Source organism: Corallococcus terminator, from assembly GCF_003611635.1.
Taxonomy (GTDB): Bacteria; Myxococcota; Myxococcia; order Myxococcales; family Myxococcaceae; genus Corallococcus; species Corallococcus terminator.
The window spans coordinates 33,145-51,251 of the sequence record NZ_RAVZ01000019.1; the positions used below are offsets into that span (position 1 = coordinate 33,145).

Genomic DNA, 18,107 nt, shown 5'->3' on the forward strand with positions numbered 1-18,107 from the left:
CAGACGCCGATGCGCGAGAAGAACCTGGAGTACACGCTGGATTGGATTGCCATCCAGGAACTGGTGGCCGAGTACGGGCAGGCCATCGACCATGGCAAGGACACGGGCGACTGGACGCGCTGGGAGCGGGTCTTCACGCCGGAGGTGACGTCGGACTACTCGCGCTTCATGGGCGTGCCGCCCGTCACGCAGCCGCGCGCAGTGCTGGCGAAGTTCGGCGACGTGTCGCTGGAATGCTTCACACGCACGCAGCACGCCACCGCCAACACGGTGCGCACCGAGTTCAAGAGCGACACGCAGGCGACGGTGCACGCCTACGCGGAGGTGTCCCACTTCTTCAAGCTCGACGGCGTGCCGCAGGAGTGGACGCTGGTGGGACGCTACACGCACGAGGTGGTGAAGACGGCCCAGGAGGGGTGGCGCATCCAGAAGGTCACTTTGGATCCGATGCACCAGCGCGGCAACCTGCTGGGCCTCCAGTTCGTCCAGGGCAAGCGGCTGGGCACCCCGTAGGTCAGGGCGTCAGCAGCACCATGAGCAGATGGCCCAGGGCCTTGGCCTCCTCGTGTTGGGGGTCGAGGTCCAGCGCCTGGGTGACGATGGCGTTGGCCTCGTCCAGACGGGACTCATTCTTGAGGAACATGGCATAGGCGAAGTACGCATCCGCGGACTTCGGCTCCTTCGCGATGCGCTCCAGGAACGCCTTCTCCTCCGCCTCCGGTGGCATGAAGGCATTTGACGGAGGACACGGGTCGCCATACTGGCCCTTGATGGTCTTGGAGTACGCCCCCGGCGCATGCACCTTGAGCGCCTTCATGAAGCGCTTCATGTCCTCGACCACTTCCGCGTCCCGGGCACACATCCCGAGCACGGCGATGTACAGCCCCTTGTTGAGCCCGGGGTAGTCGTCGGACTTCCTCACGGTCAGCAAGTCCCCGCTCGGGGTCGCGAAGCGAACATAGAGCACCTTGGCTTTCAGCCGGTCCAACGCGGCCTGAGCCTCCTCTTCGGTCTTCCCACCTCCGACGATGATGATGTCATAGGTGCGCGGCTTCGGCTCCTTGGCCGAGGCAAGCAATGGGACACAGACGGCCAATAGCAACAGGATGCGAGAGGTCATCCCGCCAATCTACCTGCTCTCCCGCGCCTTGCCGACACGGCGGGCCGCATCACCCGAGGCGCGCTTCCGCCGGGGACGCGCGGGCGCCTTCGCCAATGCCCCCGCTTGAGTTCCAATGGTCTCCGCCAGGAAATCCACCACCGCGCGCACCCGGGCGTTGTTGGCCAGGTCCTCGTGGAACACCAGCCACACGGTCCGCTCCAGCTCCGGCAGGACGTCGCGCAGGGGAACGAGCTCCGGATACAGGTGGCCGAAGATGGCCGGCAGCAACGTCACGCCCAATCCCTCTCGCGCGGCCTGGAGCAGACCCAGGATGGAGGTCAGCCGCACCGCGACGGTGGCCCGGGCCGCGTGCACGTCCAGCCACTTCGATTCGGGCCACCGCCTGGAGTCCTGCGCGTACCCGACCACGGCATGTCCCTGGAGCCCCGCGTCGAAGCGCACGGGTCCCCTGCGGTCAAGGTACGCCTGGGACGCGAAGGGCACGATGCTGATGGCCGCCACCTTCCGGGCCCGCAGGGAGGGCTCCTGGGGACGCACCAGCCGGATGGCCACGTCGGCTTCGCGCCGGACGAGCGACAGCGTTTCGTAGCCGGAGAGCAGGTGCAGCTCGATTTCGGGGTGCCGCTCCCGGAAGCCGGCGAGCCACGGCAGCACGTTGTGGACCAGGAAGGAGTCCGTCGCGGTGACCGTCACGGGCCCGGAGGGACGCAGGTCCTCTCCGCTGGCGAGCCGCTCCACCCGCAGCGCCTCTGCCTCCACCGCCTCCGCGGCCGGCAGGATGCGCAGGGCCACCGCCGTCGGGCGGAGCCCCGAGGGCGTCCGGTCGAAGAGCCGGGCCCCCAACTCCCGCTCCAGCACCGCGAGGCGCCGGCCCACGGTGGTCTGGTCCACCTTCAACTGGCGGGCCGCCGCGGAGAGGTTCCCACCCCTCGCGATGGCCAGGAAGTGCTGCAGGTCGCTCCACTGGGGCATGGCCTGCATTCTTGCAGAGGAGCCCTGCGGAAACGGGCATTTTCGCAGAGGCCCCCTGCCGCCATTCTTCCCGGCGTCGCTTCCACCGAGGAGTTCCCACCGTGAAGACCCTTTCCAAGTTCGCCGCCGCGCTCGTCGTCGTCTCCGCCTTCGGTCTCGCCACCGCGAAGGGCAAGACGGAAGCTGCGGCGTTCCAGCAGACCGCCTACGACAAGCTCACCTGGACGGAGATGATGCCCGGAGGCCCGTCGGTGCACGTCCTCTGGGGCGACATGAAGAAGGGCCCGTACGCGCTCCTGATGAAGTTTCCCGCGGGGTTCGACTCGGGGCCGCACACCCACTCCGCCGACTACCACGGCGTGCTGGTGAAGGGCCGGATGACGAACACCAGCGATGGCGCGGCCCCGGCCGGCGCCGTGGAGGCCGGCAGCACCTGGGACCAGCCCGGCAAGATGGTGCACCGCAACCAGTGCGCGCCGGAGTCCGAGTGCGTGATGTTGATTGCCCAGGACAAGCCGTTCGACTTCGCTCCGGCGAAGGCGAAGTAGGCGGAGGACCGCCGCTGGGCGGGGCCATCGCACACAGGGGCTGTCAGGAACCCGGGGCGTCCACCGACCGTCGGCGCCATGCGAATCATGACCCTGGACACGGTGCCCCTGCACGCGTGGCCCTATCTCAATGCAGCACCGCGCGGCGGGACGGAGACACAACTCCTGCCCTTGCTGCGCGGGACGGTGGACACGCTCCCGGATGGACTGGAAGCGCTGCTGGTGACCTCGGACCTTCAAGGCGTCGCGCCGCACGCCCGCAAGGACGGGGCCGTGGCCCTCCTGGGCGAGGTGCTCGCGGACGCCCTGGCCCTGCTGTGCGAGGAGGGCTCCCTGCCACCTTCCGCGCACATCGGCGTGGTCCTCGCGGGAGACCTGTACTCAGCGGCGAGCGCCAACGTGCGAGGAGCCTCCGGGGACGTGCGCAGCGTGTGGCGGGCCTTCGGGGAGCACTTCCGGTGGGTGGTGGGCGTGGCGGGAAACCACGACACGTTCGGGGGGCCCCGCGAACAGGCCCGCTTCCAGCAGCAGCCCGGACTGCATCTGCTCGATGGCGAAACCGCCGACCTGGAGGGCCTGCGCGTGGGTGGTGTGGGCTGCATCATGGGTCGTGGGGACAAGCCGGGGCGACGCGAAGAGCCCGAGCACCTGCGACTGCTGGGGGACACGCTGAGCCAGGCCCCGGACATGCTCGTGCTGCACCAGGGACCGGACGTACCCGGCACGCGGCTGCGAGGGAGCACTGCCATCCGTCTGGCACTGCCAGAACGAGAGGGGCCCCTGGTGGTGTGCGGTCATGCGCATTGGGAGACGCCGCTCGCAACCCTCCCCGGAGGAGCGCAGGTGCTCAACGTGGACAGCAGGGCCGTGCTCCTCCAGCGCGCATCCTGAACCCTCGCCAGTCCTGCATTTTTCCTTGAAAGCACGACGGGCCCGGGAAGTTGGAGTTGCAAACGCTTCCAGTTGACGTTCAGGGATCCCATCGAAAGACACTCTTGATATGTCTTTCTCCACGGGCGCTCCACCCACGCGGGCGCTTGTTTCCCAAGGGAAATCCCAATGAGCATCGTTTCGAGTGGCACCCGTGGCATCGCCATCGCACTCATCGGCGTGAGCGCACTCGCCGCCGGCTGTGGTGAGGTCCAGGGCACGCCGGAGAACAGCCCGTCCCAGGCCCATGAAGCGAAAGCCTCTCTGGAGCGCACCTCCGCCATCGTCCCGGAGCGAGAGCTGGTCATCCAGGACCCGGGCGTGGTGAACGACGCGGTTCGCACCACGGGGTCTGGTGCGCTGTCCACGGACGGGAATGCCGCGGAGGGAGCGTGGAGCTTCGGTCGTCTGGTCGCCAGGCTGAGCGGCCCCGTGGCCCCCGAGGACTTCGTGCGGGACCTGCTCACGCGGTGGGAGGCCGGCGTCGCGCGGGACTGGCCGACGCGCGCCGATGGAAAGCTGGACCTGACGAAGGCGCCCCTGCGCCTGCGGTCCATCGCCAACCGCCTGGACCTGCGCGACGTGTCGCGAGGCAGCGCCGGTGAAGGTCACTTCGTCTTCGACGTGCTCGACGCGAGCGGCCAGCCGCTGGGCCTCACCATCACCCTCGCGTACGAGCTGCCCGCGCGGACGCACGCGGACGTGCTCGAGCAGGCCCGCCGCTGGCATGCGCTGGCCCGCCTGACGCCTGGCACCGAGGCGTTCAACTCCGCCCTCCAGGCCATCACCGACCGCTTCCCGCCCGGGGCGGGCCGGGCCATCCTCGGCACCACCGAGCCGACCGAGCCGAAGGAACTCGGGCGCCGCGCCGCCGACCTGCGCACCCTGCTGGACGACGATACCCAGGCGCCCACCGCGACGCTCACCGCGCCGGCTGGCGGCAGCTTCGTGCGCTCCACCGTGACGGTCACGGCGAACGCCACCGACGACGTGGGTGTCGCCCGCGTGGACTTCTTCGATGGCGCCTCGCTCATCGGCTCTTCGTTCACCGCGCCGTTCAGCGCGTCCTGGAACACGTCGTCGTTGTTGCAAGGGGTGCATTCGCTGACCGCGCAGGCCTTCGATGCCGCCGGCAACAGCGGCACCTCCAGCGCGGTGAACGTCACCGTGGACAACAATCCCCCGCTGGTCCTCACGGGCGCGCCCCAGTACACGCCCACCACCCAGAACTACGTGCGCGGCACCGTCACCGTGTCGTGGACGGTGGCCCTGCAAGGGGGGGCTCCCGTGTCCCTGGCGCGGGTCTACCAGGACGGGGCCGTGCTGACGTCGAGTCCCAACGTCTCCGGCACCGTCTACTCCATCTCCTGGAACACGCTGGTGCTGGGCAACCGCGCCTACAACATCGGCTTCCAGGCGACCGACGCCGCGGGCAACGCGTCCGTCCTCAACACCCGGTCGCTCATCGTGGACAACGTGAAGCCGTCCGTGTCGAACATCACCTCGCCCGCCAACGGCGCGGTGGTCAGCGGCATCGTCACGCTGGCGGCGTCCGCGAGCGACAGCCAGGCCCTGGCCTACGTCATCTTCGAAGTGGACGGCGTGAACCTCACGCCCTACGCGACCACCGCGCCGTTCACGAAGACCTGGGACACCACCGGCCAGTCCGGCACGCATGTGATTGTCGCCATCGCCACGGACCGCGCGGGCAATGTGCGGCGCAGCAACCCGGTTACCGTGACCGTGCCGTAGGTTGAAGCAGATGTGCGGGCGGGGGCGCGGGTGCCCTCGTCCGCACGGCATCACCGGGTCGAGCGCCGCCTCGCCTTTCATCCGCTGGATGGCCGCGCCCCGAAGGGCACCACGCGACAGAGGCGATTGTCCGCCATGCAACCCGGGCGCCCCATCCCAGCCCCTGCGGCCGGGAAACCTTCAGTCAAAAATGTAAAAGTGGTAAACTCGGAACACCTGGACTTCACCGTCCACTGAAAGGGTTCCTCGCATGAGCTTCACCTCCCGTTCTGTCTCCCTGATGCTCCTTGGCACCGCCCTGCTGGGTGGCTGTGATGCAGCGCCCACGACCACCCCCATCAACGAGAGCACCGTCCTCCCCACCGACGACCTGGGAACGGTCGAGAGCCGTACGAACGCCCAGCCTGCGGGCTACTGCACCTCGATCGCGTTCGTATCCGGCTTCTCGCTCGAGATGGAGCAGGCCGTGATTGCACTCGTCAACCAGCGGCGTGCGACGGGAGCCATCTGTGGCGGCGTGGCGAAACCGCCGGTGCCGCCGCTCACCGCGGAGTCGCGCCTGAACTGCTCCGCGCGCAATCACGCCCTGGACATGGGCAAGTTTGGCTACTTCGGCAACATCGGCCAGAGCGGCTGGACGCCTTTGCGGCGGATCACCCTCGCGGGCTACACGCCGCTTTCGTACGCGGAGGAGAACATCGCCGCGGGTTACACCAGCACCGCGGCCGCCGTGGTGGACGCATGGATGGCCACTCCCCGTGACTGCAACAACATCATGAACCCCGCGCACCTCCATGTGGGCGTGGGTCAATACACCGTGCCGGGCAGCACGTACGGCTACTGGGTGCAGGACTTCGGCCGGCCCTGACCGTCACCCCGGACCCGACGGAGACGAGGGTCTGGAGCAGGTCCCCTGCGCGAGCGCATGAAGGCTCGCGCAGGCTCCCTCCTGTCAGGGTCGGAGACGGACAGCGCGTTACTCGTCGGGCTCCTCGTTCTGCACGTCGATGTTGGCGATCCCCACGGGGCAGTACTCGTAGTACCTCACCAGGTACCGGATGTTCAGGCTGCCATCCTTCACGCAGCGCTGCATCAGTCCCCCGAGTCTGTTGTTCCGGTGCAGGTCTTCGAGGACGGACTTCCGGCTGGCGATCTGCGCCTCGCCCGCGGAGCGCCCCGAGGGGCTGTTGGGCTTGATCTCGATGACCTCACAAGAGCCATCCGAGACGTTCACGCAGTCGATGCGCCCCCCTGGAATCTCGTACTCCATCGCCGTGCAGCCGGTCTGGAGCGCGAGGTGCTTCTTGTTCCCGTTCTCCAGGTACATGTTCACCAGCGGGTTGTTCCTGCCACGCAGGATGCCCAGATTCCCCGCATCCTCAAGGCGCTTGTAGGTCGCGGTCATGTTCCGCTTCTGGCGGTTCACCTCCGCCTTGAGCGTCGGGTTCCGGGTGGACTCGACCGCCTTCACGTCGTCAATCAACCGCTTGAGCCGGTCGAGGTACTGGCGTTGCAGGTTGCCCATCACGGACGCCACCTCGTCGGCGACGCGCTGCACACGGTCGGCGAGCTGGTATTCGTCCTGGTCACAGAAGGCCTGGAGGAGCTTCTCCGCGCTCTCCTGGCGGAACCTCCCGCCCGGCTTCAGGCCCCGGCGCTCCTTCTTCCATTCCTCGTACTCCCGGGCGACCCGCTCCAGGGTCGTCTTCACCAGCAGGTCGCGGTCCTTCAGCACCTTGAGCGCGTTCACCACGTCCGGGTTGTTGGTGCCCTGCACGAGCTTGCCGCACACGGCCTTCGACTCGTCGAGCCGGCTGCGCATGTGCCGCTGCATGGCGACCGCGGTCTCCTGGACGCGGTCACGGACCGTCCGCCAGCGCCCTTCGTCGAACGAGAAGCGCTTCGCCTCCTCCAGGAGCCGCTCCTGCTCGCTGAACTTCCGCTCCGCGGCTTCAAGCTGCTGGCGCGTCTCCGTGGAGAACCGCTCCGCCCGTTCGGTGACGACCTTCACGCCCTCGTCGGCATCATCCAGGGCGCCCAGGTAGGCCCGCACCGTGCCCATGAGCTGGTCCTCGGTCGTCTTGCACGTCACCTGGATTGAATCGAACGAGAACTGCTGCGGCTTCACCTGCTTCAGCAATTCCACCGAGCGGCGGAACTCCTTGTTCCGGTCCGGCCAGACATCGGTCATCCGCTTCGCGGTGTCGTCCTCGCCACGCGCACTCTTGAGCTGTTCAAGCCAGGCCGCGATGTCGGTGCTGGAGCCGAGTGCCGAGTCGAGTTCCGACGTGCCGGTGCGAGCGCCAGCGCCCGAAAGAGCACCCGCGGCCTGGTCGAGCGACTGGTTGATCCTCTCGGTAAGCTCCCGGCGCACCCGGCTGCTGTCGCCGAGCTTCGCGAGCGCATCCTTCACGGCGTCGGATTCGCGTCCCCGTGCCAGCTCCTGGCACTTCGACTTCGTCTCCTCCATCCGGCGCGTCCAGCGATCCCAGATATCGCTCACGCCGTCGTGGAGCTCGCCCTTCACGTCCGACCAGCGGCCCTGGGATTCGGAGAAGTACCTCGCGGTCCCACGTGCGCGGTCCATCTCACCGTGGACCTCCTGCATGCGCTTGTACTCGTCGGAGTACTGGCGCCCGACCTTGTCGGCCTCTTCGGAGACCTTCGAGACCCCGTTCGGGTCCTTGCGCTCGACGAAGTTCTGCATGAACGCCCGCAGGTTCCGGTCCGCTTCCGAGCAACGCTCGGACAGGCGGGACTCGTCGGCCTTCACCTGGAAGTCCTTCATCCGCTTCAGCGCCTGCGCCGACTCCCGGAACTTCGGAATCCAGTCCGGATAGTAATAGACCATCGACTTGCCCGGGTCGCTCTGCGGGTCGAGCGACTTGAGCCGGTCGACCTCGCTCTTGACCGTGTTCAGGTAATCCAGGGCGGAGTCGATATCGCTGGAGCTCGAATCGGAGACGATTCCGTCGAGCTTGTCCTTGATGCGGGACAGGTTGTCGTCAATCGCACGCACCCGGTCGTCGATTTCATCCGCCCAGGCGGGCGCGGCGACGAGGAGCGAAAGCATCGCCAGGGTCAGGGTCTTCTTCATCGATCGCTCCCGGTCTCCAGTGGCTTCGGACGCGCGCCCTTCACGCGGGCGTTCTTCGGAAACAGCTTCGCTGCCGCCTTCCAGTCAAGTGCGCGGCCCACACCCGGCTTCGCCGGCTCGCCGCCCATCTGTCGGGGCGCGACCTGGCTCCATTCCTCGGGGGTGAACAGGCTGGTCAACTGCGAGGTCCGGGCGAACCAGCTCGCATAGAAGGCGGGATCGATGTCGAAGCCGCCGTCCGCCACCACGTTCCCTTCCGCCTTCTTGAAGGGAAGGTCCGCGAGCAGTTGCATGGACTTCTCGTCCACCGTCGGTGGCGGCATGCCCTGCGTCGAACGGAACGCCGCCCAGTTTCGGAAGAACGCGTTGTTCGTGAGCACGACCTCGTTCAGCCGGGAGTCAGCCCGCACCGCGAAGTTGTCGATGTATTGGAACACGTTCCCCTCCACCACCGCCGGGGCGTTGCCCGTCAGCGCGAGCCCGCTGCCCGTTGAGGTCGAGCCATCGTGCGGGCGGCTCCGGTTCCAGACGAACAGGACGGTGTTGTCACGGACCTGGGCCGGCCGGGTGCCGAAGCCTCCCGTGACGCGGATGGCCTCGGTAATGGCCTGGAAGGGGTCACGGAATGGCTTCTCGCGGGAGCCGTCGCCCCCCACGGCGCCCGCGCGAACGAACCAGTCACGCGCATGCGCAGGAAAGGCCAGACACAGCAAGGCCAGGACGACCAACGGGCTCAGCGATGACGCGAGCCCCACGGGCTTTTTCCATCCCATCGATATGTACCCCCCGCGGGTCAGCATAGGAGAACCGGCCCGCGCTCGGAAGGCCCACTCCATGACACGTACCGGAGGGCCAGAGGCTCCTGCTTCACGACCGAGCGGGTTCTCTGGTACGTGCCTGCCCATGCTCGACCACACTGGCATTGGCGTCGCGGACGTCGCCCGTTCCGCTGCCTTCTACGACGCGGCACTGGGAGCGCTGGGCCTCCGCCGGGTCATGCAGCTTCCCGAGGACCTTGGTACCGATGGCATCGGGTACGGTCGCGACCACCCCATCTTCTGGATCGATCGCTTCCATCCGCACAGCGTGAAGCAACACACGGCCTTCGCGGCCCGAAGCCGGGCGGAGGTCGACGCCTTCCACGCGGCCGCGATGGCGGCGGGTGGGACGGACAACGGAGCGCCCGGGCTTCGCTCCCCCGCCACCGGCTACCCGCAGGGCTACTACGCGGCCTTCGTGCTCGATCCGGACGGCAACAACATGGAAGCGGTCTTCCGCGGCTGAGCTGGCCCGACGCAAGGGGGGCCCCCGGGCCATGGCTCTCCCTCCCGAAGTGAGGCACGGCTTTGGGAACGCAGCCCTCCCTTCGCTGTCAGGGTTTGGGCGGGGCCTGCGTCGTCCGGCTGCCTCTTCGTCCGTCGAGAGGTGGCACGTGAAGCGCCATCTAGGATACGAGAGGAATTGCCCACCACGCCATGGACTCCCCCGTGAACGAACTTCCCCTGCCGAAAGAGCCTCACCTCAAACCCTTTCCAGTCTTCTCGGGGCAACGGGTCCTCATCTGGCTGGGTGCCGTCGTCGTCTTCCTCGTCGCCTACAACCATGCCAGCCGCGGCGGAGGCGGGCTCAGCGAGTCCATGGGTCCGCAGTTGTTCATCCCCCTCATCGTCGCCGTGTTCCTGGTGCTGTTCGCCTTCTTCTACTGGCGGATCCGCCGCTGGGCAGCGGCCTACAACGAGGGCATTTCCTTCTTCAGCGCGGGTGACGAACAGGCAGCCACCCTCCGCTTCGAGGAAGCCGCCCGCCGCAGCACCCAGGGAGCGCAGCGCGCGGTGTCGGTCGCCATGATGGGTCAGTGCCAGTTCGCGAAGGGAGACGCCGCGCGCTCGCTGGAGCTCTTCGGCTCCGCGGAGCGCTCGGGCAAGCTGCGAGGCTCCGTGCCGGCGATGCACCGATGGATGCCCAGCCTGATTGCCACGGCGCGCTTCGCCCAGGGAGACCTCGCCTCCGCGCGCGCATGGCTGGAGGAGGGCCGCAAGCGGGACGGCGAGCTGCCTCCCATCTACGCGCTGCTTCCGGAGGTCGCGCTCCTCTGCCGCGAGGGCAAACCCGCCGACGCGGTGGCGGCGCTGGACGCGCGGCCGGGCGAGGCGGATGCATTGGTGGGGCGGGACGCCCGCCGCCTCAAGCTCCTCAGGGCCTTCGCCCTGGATGCCCTGGACCCGGCCATCCACGCTGCCGCCATCGATGCCACGCTGGCCTCCCTGCAGCCCGTGCGCCCTGGCGACTTCGAGGTCCTGGTGGCCCGGTGGCCCGAGCTGCAAGCCTTCGTGGAGCGCCGGGGGCTCTCCCGCGCGGCCTGAGGACCGTGAGCCCACGGGCTTCATCCCAGGGCTCGGAGTCTGGCTTCCGGTGCGCGGTCAGCCGTTGATGAGCGCCAGCGCCAGGTTGCGACGGTTGCGGCCCTTCAGCTCGCTGCCCTCGCGGTAGAGGAGCCGGGCCGTCCAGCAGGCCTCGTCGTCCGGGAGAGAGGCCATGTCCTGGAGGTTGTCCGCCATCCGCTGGGCATCCTCCTGGGTGAGGTGGGTCCCCATCTCCATGAAGGCCTGCTCCACGTCTTCCTGGAGGGCCTTCCGGGCCGGAGGGGATTGCCGCAGGTCGGCCGCCATCGCATTGACCACGATGCCGCTGAAGCGCTGGAGGGACGCGTCGTCCATGAGATTGAACATCCGGCCGAGCACCTCCGGATTGATGCCGCCACGGCCGAACGCGGCGCAGTCCTTCACCCCCAACTTCTCCACCATCTGGGAGAGGAGCTCCATGCGGTCCACCAGGTCCTTGTCGGAGAGCCGGTTCATTCCGTCCCGCGTCTTCTGCTTCGACACCTGATCCCGTTCGACCTGGGTCATCGTCGGCGTGGCGTCGAACCACTGCCGGATTTCAGGGTGGGCCTTCGTGGCCAGGGCCCAATGCCGCAGGTAGCGCTCCATGCCGGTGGTGGGCCTGCTCGCGCTCATGGCCGCCACCATGCGGTCGTAGTCCATGGGTCGCCACTGCTGGTACAGCCGCCATGCCACGCCCGCGCCCAGCACCGCGACCACCACCAGGGCCACCCTGACGCTCTTCCAATCCATGCGCACCCCCCTCCGACCTCCAGGAGCGGGGAAACGTAGTGGAGGGGAGCAGTGGTTGTGAATCCACGCGCCGTGAGGTTTTCGGACGCGAGGGGTCCATCAGCGCTTTTGAGGGGATTCCTGGCAGAGCGCCATGGACACGACCGGCTGACGTGAGGGAGCTTCGTCTCACGGGAGGTTCGTCATGGATCTGGATACATGGATACGGCAACTCGTGGCGGACTGCAGCAGCAGGGAGCCCCGGTTCAAGAAGCTCAATGCCTGGTACGCCATCGGCCTGCCCCCAGCGCGCGCCACCGCGGAAGGCGCGCCCGAGGACCCTCGACAGGAACTCGATGCGATGTGGCCTTTCAGTTGCCCCGACTTTGAGCATCCCCTCCCGTTTCCACCCATCTACCTGCCGCAGACGTGTGGCCAGCTCGCGAACTGGCTGTGCGGCATGCTGCTCAAGTCCTTTGAAACAGACCTGTCGGAGCAGAGGAGGAAGGCTCCGTCCTCCATCATGTCGGACTTCGAGTTCGTGAAGTTCCGTCTGCGGGGCCGGTCCGAGCAACACCACTACCTGCTACGGGTGGACTCGAAGCCGCTCGGCCATTCCTACGTCCTCTACCTGCCTCCCGGGAGGATGGACGGGAACTATGTCTACCACCACTACCAGAACAACTGTAACGAGGCGATGCCGTTCCTGACCTTGAACGAATGGCTGGCATCCCCTCGCTCGCGCAAGCGTGGCGACCCCTGCGACCACATCGACAGGCTCCGGGAGATCCGCTCATTCATCGGCCTGGCTCAACGGGAATGGATATTCCAGACATTCACCCTGCTGAACACGGCGACGGTGCGGACCTTCGCGGCCGGGAAGTATGACGACCCGCTGGGCGGCAAGCGCCGGACGCTCAAGATGGGAGGCGTGGACTATTCGGTCCAGGGTCAGGACTTCATGCTGTTCCGGCTCGACCCGCGCGACTTCCACAAGAACCTCGTGGATTTCTACACGCTGTCGGGCGTGAGCACGGACGCCGCCCAGTTCGACCTGAGGGCGCTGGGGCATTGAGGGCGTCGCGACCGGAGGGCCGTGAGCAGGGCGCCTGATTCAGGGGACGGGCGCCACGAGCTGGCCCTATCCTCTGCTCGATGCCTCTGCTCCCCCGCCTGCAGCTCTTCGAATTCCTCGACCAACCGTGGCTGCCCGGGCTGTTGCGCCGGGGCGAGGTCGACTACCTCCGCGTCGTGCTCGACCGCGTGCGGCCCTACAACAGTGTGGTGCCGCATCTGGCGGAGCTGCTGCGCTCGGCGGGCACGAATCGCATCGTCGACCTCTGCTCCGGCACGGGGGGCCCGTGGCGCACCCTGCTTCCGGCACTCCACGCGGTGCACAGCGAAGCCGAGGTGGTGCTCACCGACCTTCATCCCACCCCGGTGCAGGAGCTGCCTCCCGGCGCGTACTACCGCGACACCCCGGTTGACGCCACCCGCATCCCCGAGGAGCTGACGGGGGTGAGGACCCTCTTCGAGGGGCTGCACCACTTCCCCCCGGAGCAGGCCCGGGCGCTCCTCGCGGACGCCGCCGCGCACGGGGCCCCCTTCGCCGCCTACGAGCTGACCCAGCGCACGCTGCCGTACCTCCTCGTGCAGTTCCTGCTCGTCGTACCGCTCGTGTGGATCTTCACCCTGCTCATCCGCCCGGTGCGCGGGTGGCGCCTAGTCCTCACCTACCTGGTGCCCATCATTCCGCTGCTCATCCTCTGGGACGGCCTGGTGTCGTCGCTGCGGACCTATACGCCGGAGGAGCTCGAGAAGCTGACCACGGGGCTGGACACCGATGGATACCGATGGGGCAGCGGCGTTCATCGCGCGCCAGGAGTGGTCATCACCTACCTCATCGGGCAACCGGGCCGCTCGCTGGCATCGCGACCCGACTGAGCCCTGCCGCGCCGGACGGCGCGCGCGGCTCGCGATGTCCCCAGGGTGCCGGGCAGTGGCCGCAAGCGGTAGGATGGTCTCGCTGTACCGACTCGTTTTCAGGAGTGCGTGAATGTCCAAGAAGACCCTTCGCATCGTTGCCCTTCTCTCCGCGATCGCTGGCGTTGGCGTGGCGGGGCTCACCCTGGTTCCGGGCACGGCTCAGGCCGCGGAGCTGCCGTCGGGCTGCTATCGGCATCCCATCACCGGCGCGCTGATCTGCCCCTACCCGCCGCCGGTCTAAGGCGCCTTCGCTTCAATGCTGGGAGCTCCGCGCTGGACGGTGGGCGCGGAGCTCCAGGGTGCGCCCCGTGCCAGGAGGCTCAAGGCACGTAGGCGATACAATCAATCTCCACGCGCAGGCCGACGTCGGGAAGCGCGGACACCTGCACGGTGGTGCGCGCGGGCCGGTGGCCGGCGAAGACACGCTCGTAGACGACGTTCATCCGGGCGAACTCCTGCATGTCCACCAGGAAGACGCCGCAGCGCAGGACGTGCTGGAGGCTGGAGCCGCCGGCCACGAGGATGCGCTCCAGGTTGCGCAACACCTGCTCCGTCTGCGCTTCGATTCCCTCCGCCTGCACGCCAGTGGATGGGTCCCGGGCGGCCTGTCCGGAGATGAAGAGCAGCCGGTCCAACTGCATGCCGGGAGAGTACGGGCCCGCGGGCCTGGGCAGTCCAGGCGCGACGATGGGCTGGTGCTTCGCTGACGTCATGGGTTTCTCCATTGGGTTGCTCGGGTCTACACGGGACCCTACCGGATAGAGTCCGGAGGCGGTGTCCAGGCAGGCCGACGCCCCCCACTTCGCGTCAGGCTATGTTCGTGACAATGCGATGGGCTCGTCTCTCGGTGCTTCTGGTGTTCCTCGTCCCCGCGACGGCGGCTGCGTGCAGTTGCGAACCCACGCGGAACATCCTGGAGTTGGAGCTCGCCGATGCGCAAACCATCATCTTCATCGGGGCCGTTGACGCGGGGGACGGGGGTGCCCGGAGGGAGCGCTTCTTCATCCGGGAGCGACTGCTGCGAGTTCGCCCCTTCCTCTTCCTGCGGGGCTCGTGGCCTGAGCGCCCCGTGGAACTCTGGGCCAGCACTGTCGAGAGCTCAAGCGACTGTGGCGCCCATCTCCAGACGGGATGGACCTATCTCCTCGTTGCGAGGAGGACTGACGACGGGAAACTGGGTGCTGGACCGTGCTCGATGACCGCCCCGCTCTTCGTCTACGGTGTTCTCATCGGCCTCCTCGCGACGCTCCTGCTCGTCGCGGGTGCCATCGTGTGGGGCTTGTGGCGGTGGCTGCGCAGGGTCCTTTCTCCTCAGGGCCCCGCCGAAGTTGGCCGGCACGTCACGGCCTGGACGCGGTCGCCTGGCGCCTGGCTTTTCGCATCGGGCGGACTCCTGGCGATGGCCGTGCTGCTCTGGAACCTCGCGCCTCATCTCTCGCGGCCTGGCACGAGCGAGCGCTGGGCGGAACCCTACGAGCCGGACCTTCGGATGTTCGCCCTGGCGTTGGGGATCCTCGCGTGCATCTCCGGAGCGCTTGCGACGCTCTGCTGTGCCACATGGGTGGCGCTCCAGACATGGAGGAGGACTCGCTCGTATGCCAGGCCAACCGCCTCCTGACCTGCATCCCTCGACCTGGGCCGCCCTTGAAGTCTCCGGTGTGCTTCAGAGCGTTGAACACGGGCTCGTCCAGGACTTCTACGGCCAGCAACGCGCCAGCCGCAGCCAGGTCCCCTTCATGAATCACATCCATGAAGGCCTGGCCGTCATGCTGCGCACCCAGGCATCACCGCAGGCCATGCGGGCGTTCTGCCTGCACCCCCTCGTCCAGGGCGACGAGGACCTGCGGGACCACTACGCACGGGTCGCCCAGGCCGTGGAACCTGTTCCCGATGGGGCCTTCGTGCTGGGGCTCGCGATGGAGTACCGGTCGGTGGCCAATGCCTACCTCTCCCGTGCCACGCTGCCTCCCGAGGGCATCCGGCTGTCGCCCCTGGTGGAGGTCAACGCCATGCTCGTGGGCGACAAGGTCCAGAATCGCAAGGACTTCGAGCTGCACCACGCGCGGACCCACGCCCATCGTGTCAGGCTGGCGGAATACTTCCAACAGTGGTGTCAGGCGTTGCAGGTCGAGCACCGCTACCCGTGGCTGAAAGCGATGCTGCAAGGGGCGGCCTGGAGCTGAGCGCCGGAGGGGGTTGTCAGGTCCAGGCAATCGCTGTCAGGCTTGAACCATGGTGAAGCTCCTCATTCCGCTGTACTCGCTGGCGTTCCTGGCGTGCGCGAACCCACCGACGTTGGCCGACTTCTTCCAGAAGCCGGACCGCGTGGAGGTGTACCGAGCCCGGATAGACCCCACCCCAGACACGCCTCCCACGGAGGACACGCGTCCCCGGGTGGGCATGGCCGTCTTCACCGTGAAGGGTCAAGACCTGACGCCTGAGGAGCTCAAGGAGCTGGCCGCAAGCTGGACCTCTCCGGAGAACACGCCCAAGAAGGGGCGGATGATGTGCACCTTCAACCCGGACATGGCCCTGCGCTTCTGGCGCGGCGACACCTGGGTGGATGTGGTGGTGTGCTTCGGCTGCGGTGAGCAGAACTTCTACGACGCGAAGAAGCAGTCCCTGGCCGCCGGACGGCTCACGAACTTCGCGCTGCTGCATCGCATCGCGGACAAGAACAAGTTCCCGAGGAAGAAGGACGATTTCTAGCAGCGCTCCAGGCCGTCACCGACGGGCGATCTTGAAGGTTCCACCGATGTTGAGGACGGCGGTCCCTTCCCGGCCACCGGCATTGACGCGGAAGGAGATCCTGTCGGACCAATGCAAGACGTCACCATCCTTGACCCCGCCCTGGGTCCCGTGGAGCTGGTAGTAGATGGGCACGGTGTGGTGCCCGTTCTGGCCCAGCTTCTTCGTGGCTGTATGCCAGACCATTCCAGACTCCCTCATGTCTCCGACAGCGATGGCCACGAGCTTCTGCGAAACCCTGAACCCCCAGTTGACGTTGTTGAAGCGGCAGTTGTAGCGGACGCTGAAGATGCCGTTCCGGTCCGTGAAGATGTGGTTCGCCTTGTCGCACCTGACGACGTCGTAGTGCGGCCCATTGCCGTTGGGCTTCGGGATGAAGGTCTGAACGCCTTCCTCCTCCACGGCGCCCTGCAGGCTCTTCGTCAACGCCTCCGACTCGGCGGCCGGCATCGGCTGGTCCCAGGTGATGTCGAGCGAGGTACCGGGGGTGCGGACCTCCGCACGAGTCCGCACATCGGAGCTCGGCGCCTGGGCCGCCGCGGTCATCGGCGTGCTGGAGATCAGTAGTGCGCCAAGCAGTGCTGCCAGAAGCCTTTCGACCCTCATGGGAAAGCCCCTTTGCTCGCTGGGTGACCGGAAACTTGAGACGCCTCTCGTTTGGGAAACCCCCTCGCGATCCCGGGTGATTCCGGCCCTGCCAACCCCCTGGCGGGCCCCGTCTCAATGGCAATCACGCAGCACCCGCGGCTCATGTGCGAAGCGCTGTCCTCAACACTGACGCCACACCGGGGGGACGTGGCAGCGACCTGCTGAGGACTTCACCATGCCGGCCCCTGAGGGGTGGTGGGCATGGCGGACCTGCGCAGGGGCATCAGCATTCTCGACCTCGTCGGCTGGGCGCCTCCGGGCTCGCTCTCCATGGTGCCCGCCGATGTGGCCCGAGTGCTCGAGCAACTGGCGGTGCTCGATGTCCGGACGCTGGAGAGCCCGAACGCCTTCATCCACCAGGGCACCCTGCGCTCCCCCCTGGGCACCCTGCCCCCCCCATGCGGGACGCGCGGTCGATACGTCCGACCTTCGCTACGGCGTCCCGTTCCAGCTCGCCTTCCGGCGCGCCACGCCCGGCACCGGGCAGACGGTAGAGCCCTCGCCCTCGGGCTTCACGCTCGACCTGCTGCTGAACCGGGTGTCGGTGCCCATGCCCTTCACCGCCGCCCAGTGGGTGCCGGCGGAGGGCGTCCACCCTGCCCACCTCGTCAAGGACGTGAACGGCCGCAAGGTCCGGCTGGTCGCCAGCGGCGTCTTCCGCTTCGAGCTGCGCGCCGACGGGAGCTTCGACACCGGGTTCGTGGACAGCCCCGACTCCTTCGACCCGGACGCTCCCGCGGGTGCCGTCTTCCAGTGCTGGTTCGAGCCGCCCCACTTCGTCATGGGGAACGTCGGCGTCACGGTCCGCAAGGTCGTTCATCGACAGCTCCACCGCCGTCACCCCCGACGCCGTGCTGGCCCGTGGACAGAGTGCCTCCTGGCAGGGCATCGCCATCGAGGAGGCCACGTTCTACTTCCCGGGCAACACGCCCGTGCTCGGCCGCGCGTCCCTGGGCATCAAGGACCTGCTGCTCGGCAGCCCCTTCGGACTCCAGCTCGAGGTGAACGCGGAGCTTGGCCGCGACCTCGCCGCCCACACCGACCCGCTCGCCGCCAAGGTCCAGCTCTTCACCGAGGGCAACCCCACCGCCCTGCCCCTCACGAAGCTCGACCCGCGCCGATTCAGCGTCGCCATTCCCGGAGACGCGCCCCCTCGCGTGCGCGCCCACCTGCCCCAGCCGCCCCAGGGC

Annotated in this window: 22 protein-coding genes; 14 read left to right on the forward strand and 8 right to left on the reverse strand. The window is 67.7% G+C overall.

Going from position 1 to position 18,107, the window contains the following annotated elements; all coding sequences use genetic code 11:
- The first annotated feature begins 9 nt into the window (after positions 1 to 9).
- Positions 10 to 513, forward strand: coding sequence for a nuclear transport factor 2 family protein (locus D7V88_RS04880; protein ID WP_120539420.1), 504 nt, complete (start codon positions 10 to 12; stop codon positions 511 to 513).
- 1 nt (position 514) lies between these two features.
- On the opposite strand, the gene D7V88_RS04885 is transcribed toward D7V88_RS04880, so the two are convergent.
- On the reverse strand, positions 515 to 1,120 hold the full coding sequence (locus tag D7V88_RS04885; protein WP_147448614.1) for a hypothetical protein: 606 nt from the start codon (positions 1,118 to 1,120) through the stop codon (positions 515 to 517).
- Between the two features lie 9 nt (positions 1,121 to 1,129).
- On the reverse strand, positions 1,130 to 2,095 hold the full coding sequence (locus D7V88_RS04890) for a LysR family transcriptional regulator (RefSeq protein ID WP_158624999.1): 966 nt from the start codon (positions 2,093 to 2,095) through the stop codon (positions 1,130 to 1,132).
- 101 nt (positions 2,096 to 2,196) lie between these two features.
- On the opposite strand from D7V88_RS04890, the gene D7V88_RS04895 reads away from it, so the two are divergent.
- From D7V88_RS04895 to D7V88_RS04910, 4 genes are all read left to right on the forward strand, one after another.
- Positions 2,197 to 2,643 carry a DUF4437 domain-containing protein gene (locus D7V88_RS04895; protein ID WP_120539423.1) on the forward strand — a complete coding sequence of 149 codons (447 nt, stop codon included), beginning with the start codon at positions 2,197 to 2,199 and terminating at the stop codon, positions 2,641 to 2,643.
- Between the two features lie 78 nt (positions 2,644 to 2,721).
- The gene (locus tag D7V88_RS04900) at positions 2,722 to 3,534 is read left to right on the forward strand and encodes a metallophosphoesterase family protein (RefSeq protein ID WP_120539424.1); all 813 of its coding nucleotides are present in this window, start codon (positions 2,722 to 2,724) and stop codon (positions 3,532 to 3,534) included.
- A 168-nt stretch (positions 3,535 to 3,702) separates the two neighbouring features.
- A complete protein-coding gene (locus D7V88_RS04905) occupies positions 3,703 to 5,325 on the forward strand; it encodes an Ig-like domain-containing protein (RefSeq protein WP_120539425.1) in 1,623 nt (540 codons plus the stop codon).
- A 250-nt stretch (positions 5,326 to 5,575) separates the two neighbouring features.
- Positions 5,576 to 6,193, forward strand: a complete 618-nt coding sequence (locus D7V88_RS04910; protein ID WP_120539426.1) for a CAP domain-containing protein — start codon at positions 5,576 to 5,578, stop codon at positions 6,191 to 6,193.
- 108 nt (positions 6,194 to 6,301) lie between these two features.
- Here the strand turns inward: D7V88_RS04910 and D7V88_RS04915 are convergent, their stop codons facing one another.
- Together D7V88_RS04915 and D7V88_RS04920 are read right to left on the reverse strand one after the other, a co-directional pair.
- The gene (locus D7V88_RS04915) at positions 6,302 to 8,422 is read right to left on the reverse strand and encodes a hypothetical protein (RefSeq protein WP_120539427.1); all 2,121 of its coding nucleotides are present in this window, start codon (positions 8,420 to 8,422) and stop codon (positions 6,302 to 6,304) included.
- Positions 8,419 to 9,195: a hypothetical protein gene (locus D7V88_RS04920; protein ID WP_147448615.1), complete on the reverse strand. Its 777-nt coding sequence runs from the start codon at positions 9,193 to 9,195 to the stop codon at positions 8,419 to 8,421. The genes D7V88_RS04915 and D7V88_RS04920 overlap by 4 nt, the downstream gene beginning before the upstream one ends.
- 130 nt (positions 9,196 to 9,325) lie before the next feature.
- On the opposite strand from D7V88_RS04920, the gene D7V88_RS04925 reads away from it, so the two are divergent.
- Positions 9,326 to 9,706, forward strand: coding sequence for a VOC family protein (locus D7V88_RS04925; RefSeq protein ID WP_120539429.1), 381 nt, complete (start codon positions 9,326 to 9,328; stop codon positions 9,704 to 9,706).
- A 203-nt stretch (positions 9,707 to 9,909) separates the two neighbouring features.
- Positions 9,910 to 10,785, forward strand: a complete 876-nt coding sequence (locus tag D7V88_RS04930) for a hypothetical protein (RefSeq protein ID WP_147448616.1) — start codon at positions 9,910 to 9,912, stop codon at positions 10,783 to 10,785.
- Positions 10,786 to 10,842: 57 nt separating this feature from the next.
- Here the strand turns inward: D7V88_RS04930 and D7V88_RS04935 are convergent, their stop codons facing one another.
- Entirely contained in the window at positions 10,843 to 11,556 is a 714-nt protein-coding gene (locus D7V88_RS04935) for a hypothetical protein (RefSeq protein WP_147448617.1), read from the reverse strand.
- A 184-nt stretch (positions 11,557 to 11,740) separates the two neighbouring features.
- Here D7V88_RS04935 and D7V88_RS04940 point away from each other — a divergent pair, with 184 nt between their 5' ends.
- The 3 genes from D7V88_RS04940 (at position 11,741) to D7V88_RS43615 (ending at position 13,762) form a co-directional block, all read left to right on the forward strand.
- On the forward strand, positions 11,741 to 12,610 hold the full coding sequence (locus tag D7V88_RS04940) for a hypothetical protein (RefSeq protein WP_147448618.1): 870 nt from the start codon (positions 11,741 to 11,743) through the stop codon (positions 12,608 to 12,610).
- An 80-nt stretch (positions 12,611 to 12,690) separates the two neighbouring features.
- Positions 12,691 to 13,479: a hypothetical protein gene (locus D7V88_RS04945; protein WP_120539433.1), complete on the forward strand. Its 789-nt coding sequence runs from the start codon at positions 12,691 to 12,693 to the stop codon at positions 13,477 to 13,479.
- Between the two features lie 112 nt (positions 13,480 to 13,591).
- Positions 13,592 to 13,762, forward strand: coding sequence for a hypothetical protein (locus D7V88_RS43615; RefSeq protein WP_167509810.1), 171 nt, complete (start codon positions 13,592 to 13,594; stop codon positions 13,760 to 13,762).
- 79 nt (positions 13,763 to 13,841) lie between these two features.
- Here the strand turns inward: D7V88_RS43615 and D7V88_RS04950 are convergent, their stop codons facing one another.
- Positions 13,842 to 14,234 carry a RidA family protein gene (locus D7V88_RS04950; protein ID WP_120539434.1) on the reverse strand — a complete coding sequence of 131 codons (393 nt, stop codon included), beginning with the start codon at positions 14,232 to 14,234 and terminating at the stop codon, positions 13,842 to 13,844.
- Between the two features lie 134 nt (positions 14,235 to 14,368).
- Between D7V88_RS04950 and D7V88_RS04955 the strand changes: the two genes are divergently transcribed.
- Genes D7V88_RS04955 through D7V88_RS04965 form a run of 3 tightly spaced genes read left to right on the forward strand, consistent with a single transcriptional unit; the run spans position 14,369 to position 16,230 of the window.
- Entirely contained in the window at positions 14,369 to 15,139 is a 771-nt protein-coding gene (locus tag D7V88_RS04955; RefSeq protein ID WP_147448619.1) for a hypothetical protein, read from the forward strand.
- A gap of 40 nt (positions 15,140 to 15,179) precedes the next feature.
- Positions 15,180 to 15,704, forward strand: a complete 525-nt coding sequence (locus tag D7V88_RS04960) for a hypothetical protein (RefSeq protein ID WP_120539436.1) — start codon at positions 15,180 to 15,182, stop codon at positions 15,702 to 15,704.
- A gap of 49 nt (positions 15,705 to 15,753) precedes the next feature.
- Positions 15,754 to 16,230 carry a hypothetical protein gene (locus D7V88_RS04965; protein WP_120539437.1) on the forward strand — a complete coding sequence of 159 codons (477 nt, stop codon included), beginning with the start codon at positions 15,754 to 15,756 and terminating at the stop codon, positions 16,228 to 16,230.
- Positions 16,231 to 16,245: 15 nt separating this feature from the next.
- Here D7V88_RS04965 and D7V88_RS04970 read toward each other — a convergent pair whose 3' ends face one another.
- Entirely contained in the window at positions 16,246 to 16,875 is a 630-nt protein-coding gene (locus tag D7V88_RS04970; protein ID WP_147448620.1) for a hypothetical protein, read from the reverse strand.
- A 474-nt stretch (positions 16,876 to 17,349) separates the two neighbouring features.
- Complete coding sequence (locus tag D7V88_RS04975) at positions 17,350 to 17,700, reverse strand: hypothetical protein (protein WP_147448621.1); 351 nt, start codon at positions 17,698 to 17,700, stop codon at positions 17,350 to 17,352.
- A gap of 68 nt (positions 17,701 to 17,768) precedes the next feature.
- Here D7V88_RS04975 and D7V88_RS04980 point away from each other — a divergent pair.
- Positions 17,769 to 18,107, forward strand: a 339-nt coding sequence (locus D7V88_RS04980; protein WP_147448622.1) for a hypothetical protein, incomplete at its 3' end; no start/stop codon positions are given.